This is a genomic window from Orenia sp. (assembly GCF_055140805.1).
The window spans coordinates 1-6,323 of the sequence record NZ_JBSQYM010000162.1 but is presented as its reverse complement, the minus strand read 5'-3'; the positions used below and the strand labels follow the sequence as shown (position 1 = coordinate 6,323).

Below are 6,323 nucleotides of genomic sequence, written 5' to 3'. Positions count from 1 at the left end.
AGCATATTTTAAAATCTAATAAACCAAGAGTATGTTATTGTAATTTCATGGAACGAAATGGTTGTAAAATATTGGTTTCTGCAGTTTAATCATATATAGTTATAGATTTTATTAAAAGAAGATCCTTTACTGATCTGAAATAGTTGAATTTAAATTTCTACTAAGAGTTGATGCTAATCATACTTAGTAGACTCTTTTTTTAGCATTTTAGTAAAGTGTAATCGACATATTGTAAAGTAAAATTGACATATAGTAAAGTTTGCTTTACAATATAAGTAAATGAGTAAATTTTATCGGAGGGATGTTAATAATGAAGAAAGAGAACTACTTTATATTAGTAGGATTGTTTGGGCTTGTAGCATTAATGGTATCTTCTATATCGGGTGATAGTTGGTTATTATTAGCTACAATAGTTGCAGGAATACTTGGACTTCGATTAGCTAAGTCTAGATGCAAAGAAGTATTAGATGATGAGAGAGCTTATCGAATTTCAGAAAAGGCAGGAAGAATTGCATTTATAAGTTATGGAATTATAGGAGGGTTAGGAGTTGCTATTTTATCACAACTAAAACTAAGTCCAGAATTATTACTTATTACTAAAACTATATCTGTTAGTCTTGGTATTATGTTTCTGATTTATCTTAGTTATTATTTTTACTATAGCAGGAAATTATAAGGGGGAAGGTGAAAGTGAAGAATAATTTAAAGGTTTATAGGGCTAAAAAAGATCTTACACAACAAGAGTTAGCTATTAATGTAGGGGTCAGTAGACAAACTATTATTTCCATTGAAAAGGGTAGGTATGAACCTTCATTATCCTTGGCCTTTAAGTTGGCAAATCATTTTGAAATAAGAATTGAGGATTTGTTTATTTATCAAGGGAAATAGAAAAATAAATGATTGGTTTTGATCGGGGTATTATTCTAATTTTTCAATTGTTTTTAAATCGCCCCAATTAAATTTGACTAGTGGAGGTTAAGAAATTATTTCTTCTTTAACTTCATAGAAGTTATATTTAAGTCTTAAAAAATTGATTAGTAAATAACTGATAAAGTAATTTTTGCTTGGAGTGCTGATACTTTTATAGATTAGGCTAGAAATTGATGAATTAATCTTAGTGCTCGGAAGAAAGGTTCATTTTATCTGAAATGGATTTGATGAATTGTTAAAGATGATGTGGATAACAATTGATTCTCAATAATTTAACTGAATATTTTCTAAGAAAAAGTTCATTATAATAATTATAAAACCAGAAGTGACAATAAGCGTTTACTCATAACTTATCACCCGTCACTTGTCACTGAACTTCGGAGGTGTTACTATGAAACTAACAGTCTTAGGCAATCGTTCACCTTTTCCAGTTAAGGATGGAGGATGCCCCAGTCACTTATTAGAGTCTGATAATCAGAAGATATTAATAGATATTGGTCCTGACTCATTAAAAGAGTTGAACAAGCATATCAACTATTATGAATTGACTGCTATTGTGATCTCCCATCTCCATGGCGATCATTTTCAGGATTTATTGCCTTTACACTATGCGATTATGCTCGATATCATGGCTGGTAGGCGAAAAGAAGCTTTGCCAGTTTACTTACCTTTTGATGAAGGACAAGAGCTAGATTTTATCAGGTCAAAGGTAGGTAATGAGTATTATCTACAGCCAATTAATGAAGCTACTAAGTTGAACTTTGGAAATTTAAATTTTTCCTTTAAGCAAACTAAGCATCCCAAGGAATGTTATGGAATGAAGATTAGCAATGGTACTAAGAGCTTAGGTTATACAGCCGATACAAGCTGGGATGAGAGTCTAATCTCTTTTCTAAGGAGTACAGATTTATTAATGGTAGAAGCCAGCCTGTTAGAGCAGGATAAGGAGAAGACCAAGCTAGGACATCTAACTGTCAAAGAGGCAGTCAATTTTGGAGTACAAGCCAAGACAAAAGAATTACTCTTAACCCATCTAGGAGCCTATTATCCCAGAGAAGAGATAGAAGCAGAGGTAGAAGAAGTTGGTATTCCTGTAGAGATTAGCAGAGTAGGAGCTAGTTATGAAATATAGTTTTAATAGTTGATTTTGATTGAGGTAGTGGGTGTTAATGGAGATATTACGACAGTTTTCAGACCCCCTCCAACCTCCCCCTTATCTAAAGGGGAGGCTATATAAATAAAGAACAGTCTTTTAAGTCCTCCCCATTATGAAGGGGGAGGATTAGGAGGGGGTGGTTTTTGAAAGTGTCTCATTATCACTCTATTGTATCACTTTTACTACTAAGTATAATCCATCATAATTATTAATAGTTAAACTACACAAGGACTTTCCTCTATTTAAGCAGAAGTATAGAGGGGAGTCTTTATTTTTTGGAATTTATTATTGATATTTAGCCAATTATTTGTAAATATATATAAGAGAAGATTTGGAGCAGAGAGTTGGAACTAATTATTTAATATTTTAATTCTCAATTCTCAACTATCAATTCTCAATTATAAAAAACGGGGAGGCAGTAAGATGAGAACAATAAAAGTTAAGGAGATTAGTAGAGCAGTAGCCAAGCTTTGTATTGATGCCAACTATAACTTAGGAGAAGATATAGTTGATGAGTATAAATTAGCATATCAGCGAGAAGAGTCTGAGGTTGCTAAGGAGATTTTACAGCAGCTAAGTAAGAATGCTGAGATTGCCAAGAAAGACCAAGTACCAATCTGTCAAGATACAGGAATGGCAGTTATCTTTTTAGAGCTAGGACAAGACTTAAGGGTGGTTGAAGGAGATTTATATCAGGCTATTAACCAAGGTGTAAGTGCTGGATATACCAAAGGGTATTTGAGAAAGTCTGTAGTTAATGATCCTTTGATTGAACGGAAGAATACCGAGGATAATACCCCAGCAGTGATTCATACAGAGATTGTTCCTGGAGATCAATTGAAGATAACTGTAGCACCAAAGGGCTTTGGTAGTGAGAATATGAGCCAGTTAAAGATGCTTAGACCAACTTATGGTGTAGAAGGGCTTAAAGACTTTGTCTTAAAGGTAGTCAAGGAGGCTGGACCAAATCCTTGCCCACCGATTGTAGTAGGAGTAGGAATCGGAGGAACAGTAGAGAAAGCAGCGTTATTGGCTAAGAAGTCTTTATTAAGACCTCTAGGTGTTTATAATGATGATGAGAAGTTTAAAAATTTAGAACAAGAGCTACTAGCAGAAGTAAATCAATTAGATATTGGACCACAGGGTCTAGGGGGACTGACTACAGCTTTAGCAGTAAATATCGAAACCTATCCAACCCATATTGCTGGATTGCCAGTAGTAGTTAATATCAACTGCCATGTAGCAAGACATAAAGAGATAACTTTGTAAAAAGTGTGAGTGTGAGGGATTTAGTGTGAGTTAAAAACTAAGATGCTTTAATACTCACACTCACATCAACACTGAATTAATAAAGGAGGATTAAATCATGGCTAAAGTCAGCTTAACAACACCAGTTACAGAGGAGAAAGTTAGAAGTTTAGAAGCAGGAGATAAGGTTTTACTATCTGGAGTAGTCTATACAGCTCGTGATGCAGCCCATAAGAGGTTGGTTGAGGCTTTAGATAAAGGAGAGGAGCTTCCCTTTACAGTAGAAGGAAATGCTATCTATTATGTAGGACCATGCCCTGCTAAACCTGGTCAGGTAATCGGTTCTGCTGGACCGACTACCAGTTATAGAATGGATCCTTTTGCACCAAGGTTAATCCAAGAAGGATTAAGGCTTATGATTGGTAAAGGTGAACGAAATGATGAGGTTATTGATGCTATGAAAGACAAAGGGGCTGTCTATTTAGGTGCAATTGGAGGGGCAGCAGCCTTAATCAGTAAATGTATCAAAGAAGCAGAGGTTATTGCCTATGATGACTTGGGAACAGAAGCAGTAAGAAGATTAGTAGTAGAAGAGTTGCCTCTTATCTGTGTAATTGATAGCCAAGGTAATAATTTATATAGAAGAGACTAACATTAAGTTTAAACTTGAGTTTGAGTCTAAGTCTAAGAACTATTTTCACTTAATCTTCGGCTCGCTCTTAAACTTAAATTCCATTTCTACAGGATAATTATTATAATTATTGAAAGAATAAAATAGAGCATATAATTATGTTAACCCAAACACTATACATAGAAAAAACCTTTGAAAGGGAGAGATGTTAATGTCAAGAGTTGATGGTAGAGAGAGAAAAGACCAATTAAGAGAGATTAAAATAACTAGAAATTTTACTAAATATGCGGAAGGTTCTGTGCTAATTGAGGCAGGAGATACAAAGGTAATCTGTAATGCCAGTGTTCAAGATAGTGTTCCTTATTTCTTAAGAGGGCAAGGGCAAGGTTGGTTGACGGCAGAATATTCAATGCTACCTAGAGCAACCCAAGATAGGAATGTTAGAGAGGCAGCGAAAGGTAAGTTAAGTGGACGGACTCAAGAGATTAAGCGATTGATTGGTAGAGCACTACGCTCAGTTGTTGATTTAGAGAAATTAGGGGAGAGGACTATCTGGATAGATTGTGATGTTATTCAAGCAGATGGTGGAACTAGAACAGCCTCTATTACAGGTGCTTTTGTAGCGATGGTAGATGCCTTTTCTTATATGATAGAAAATAAAATGATTAGTCAATTACCATTAAAAGATTTTGTAGCAGCTGTAAGTGTGGGAATAGTAGATGGAGAATTATTATTAGACTTATGTTATCAGGAAGATTCTAATGCACATGTAGATATGAACCTTGTTATGACAGGAAAAGGTGAGATTATAGAGATACAAGGAACAGGAGAAGAGAACCCATTTTCAAAAGAAAGTATGTTTAAGCTAGTTGATATAGCAGAAAAGGGAGTAAAAGAGTTGATTCAATATCAAAAAGAAGCTTTGGGTGAGACGGTGGAGATGTTTAAGGGGGAATAAGCAATGAAGTTGTTTTTAGCAACTGGAAATCAACATAAAATAGAAGAGATGGAGAAGATCTTAGCAGATACAGATATAGAGATTCTTTCTAAAAACGATATTGAGACCATGCCAGAGGTGATAGAAGACCAAGATACTTTTACTGGTAATTCCCTTAAAAAGGCTAGAGAGATTGCTGAATATATTGGTATGTCTACTATTGCTGATGATTCTGGCTTGGTTGTTAAAGCCTTAAATGGTCAGCCTGGGGTGTATTCAGCCCGCTTTGCAGGGGAGAATGCTACGGATCAAGAGAATAATCAAAAGCTACTAAAATTATTAAAGGATACTCCTTTAGCAGAAAGAGAGGCTTACTTTATCTGTGCTATGGCATTTGTGTCTGGTGATGGTCAAGAGTATACAGTAACTGGTAAATGTCATGGTTATATCACCTTTGAGCCACAAGGAGAAGAAGGTTTTGGTTATGACCCATTATTTATTCCTAATGGATATGAGAAAAGTTTTGCTCAATTAGGAAGTGGAGTTAAGAACAAGATTAGCCATAGGGCTAAAGCTTTAGATAAAATGAAAAATATTTTGATAAAATAATAATATCAAGAATCTTAAATTGTAGTTATAAATAACCACAGGTCTAGACCTGTGGTTATTTATACATAAATTATAGTTGGGTGGTGTGAGCATGAAACTGGCAATATTCAGTGATGGACATGGACAAGGTCAAAGAATCAATCAAGTAGTACAAGAATTAGCAAACCTTGATTATATCATATATGCTGGAGATATAGTTGAAGATTTAAAAGAAGTAGAGATATCAGAAAAGATAGGGTTACTAGCTGTCAGGGGAAATTGTGATTATAGTATAGAATATCCTGAGGATCAATTGGCTAGTATAAGTAATAAGAGGGTTTTTTTAACCCATGGGCATAAGTATATGATTAATTATGGATTGGATAAACTCTATTATAAGGCAAAAGAAGTAGGGGCAGATATAGTGATTTTTGGTCATAGTCATCGACGCTATGCTATTGAAGAAGATGGAATCTTGTTCTTTAACCCAGGTAGTATCTCTTCACCTAGAGATGGGAAAGCCCCATCTTATGGGTTAATTGAAATCAAAGATGGTCAGATAAATTATAAACATATTGATTTTAAATCAAAGAAGTAGTATATTGTAGATAAACGGAGAAAAGAAGATTATTTATGATTTAATTTAAAATAATACTTGTTATTGGACTTTTCTCCTTTTGACCTTGTCTTCTTTTTTAGGTATACTATTAAATGTCGCAAGCGAGATAAGCGATAAAATAGCGGAGCATGGCGCAGTTTGGTAGCGCACCTGGTTTGGGACCAGGGGGTCGCAGGTTCAAATCCTGCTGCTCCGACCAATAAATCAGTTAACG

The 6,323-nt window shown here is 34.8% G+C and carries 8 protein-coding genes and 1 tRNA gene; all 9 read left to right on the top strand.

What is annotated here, in order from left to right:
* The first annotated feature begins 310 nt into the window (after positions 1–310).
* On the top strand, positions 311–676 hold the full coding sequence (locus ACTCDL_RS13285) for a DUF2178 domain-containing protein (RefSeq protein WP_463177657.1): 366 nt from the start codon (positions 311–313) through the stop codon (positions 674–676).
* 14 nt (positions 677–690) lie between these two features.
* The gene (locus ACTCDL_RS13280) at positions 691–888 is read left to right on the top strand and encodes a helix-turn-helix transcriptional regulator (protein WP_463177654.1); all 198 of its coding nucleotides are present in this window, start codon (positions 691–693) and stop codon (positions 886–888) included.
* A 433-nt stretch (positions 889–1,321) separates the two neighbouring features.
* Complete coding sequence (locus ACTCDL_RS13275; protein WP_463177651.1) at positions 1,322–2,062, top strand: MBL fold metallo-hydrolase; 741 nt, start codon at positions 1,322–1,324, stop codon at positions 2,060–2,062.
* Positions 2,063–2,509: 447 nt separating this feature from the next.
* A complete protein-coding gene (locus tag ACTCDL_RS13270) occupies positions 2,510–3,355 on the top strand; it encodes a fumarate hydratase (protein ID WP_463177648.1) in 846 nt (281 codons plus the stop codon).
* A 97-nt stretch (positions 3,356–3,452) separates the two neighbouring features.
* On the top strand, positions 3,453–3,986 hold the full coding sequence (locus tag ACTCDL_RS13265) for a Fe-S-containing hydro-lyase (RefSeq protein ID WP_463177645.1): 534 nt from the start codon (positions 3,453–3,455) through the stop codon (positions 3,984–3,986).
* 190 nt (positions 3,987–4,176) lie between these two features.
* A complete protein-coding gene (gene rph, locus ACTCDL_RS13260; protein WP_463177641.1) occupies positions 4,177–4,923 on the top strand; it encodes a ribonuclease PH in 747 nt (248 codons plus the stop codon).
* 3 nt (positions 4,924–4,926) lie between these two features.
* Positions 4,927–5,511: an XTP/dITP diphosphatase gene (locus ACTCDL_RS13255; RefSeq protein WP_463177635.1), complete on the top strand. Its 585-nt coding sequence runs from the start codon at positions 4,927–4,929 to the stop codon at positions 5,509–5,511.
* A 91-nt stretch (positions 5,512–5,602) separates the two neighbouring features.
* Positions 5,603–6,088, top strand: a complete 486-nt coding sequence (locus tag ACTCDL_RS13250) for a metallophosphoesterase family protein (protein WP_463177633.1) — start codon at positions 5,603–5,605, stop codon at positions 6,086–6,088.
* Positions 6,089–6,231: 143 nt separating this feature from the next.
* A tRNA-Pro gene (locus ACTCDL_RS13245) sits at positions 6,232–6,308 on the top strand.
* Positions 6,309–6,323 lie beyond the last annotated feature (15 nt).

What these genes read in the sequence shown, in the direction of transcription:
- ACTCDL_RS13285 (WP_463177657.1), top strand. Translation starts at nt 311, where the DNA reads ATGAAGAAAGAGAACTACTTTATATTAGTAGGATTGTTTGGGCTTGTA.
- ACTCDL_RS13275 (WP_463177651.1), top strand. Translation starts at nt 1,322, where the DNA reads ATGAAACTAACAGTCTTAGGCAATCGTTCACCTTTTCCAGTTAAGGAT.
- ACTCDL_RS13270 (WP_463177648.1), top strand. Translation starts at nt 2,510, where the DNA reads ATGAGAACAATAAAAGTTAAGGAGATTAGTAGAGCAGTAGCCAAGCTT.
- ACTCDL_RS13265 (WP_463177645.1), top strand. Translation starts at nt 3,453, where the DNA reads ATGGCTAAAGTCAGCTTAACAACACCAGTTACAGAGGAGAAAGTTAGA.
- rph (WP_463177641.1), top strand. Translation starts at nt 4,177, where the DNA reads ATGTCAAGAGTTGATGGTAGAGAGAGAAAAGACCAATTAAGAGAGATT.
- ACTCDL_RS13255 (WP_463177635.1), top strand. Translation starts at nt 4,927, where the DNA reads ATGAAGTTGTTTTTAGCAACTGGAAATCAACATAAAATAGAAGAGATG.
- ACTCDL_RS13250 (WP_463177633.1), top strand. Translation starts at nt 5,603, where the DNA reads ATGAAACTGGCAATATTCAGTGATGGACATGGACAAGGTCAAAGAATC.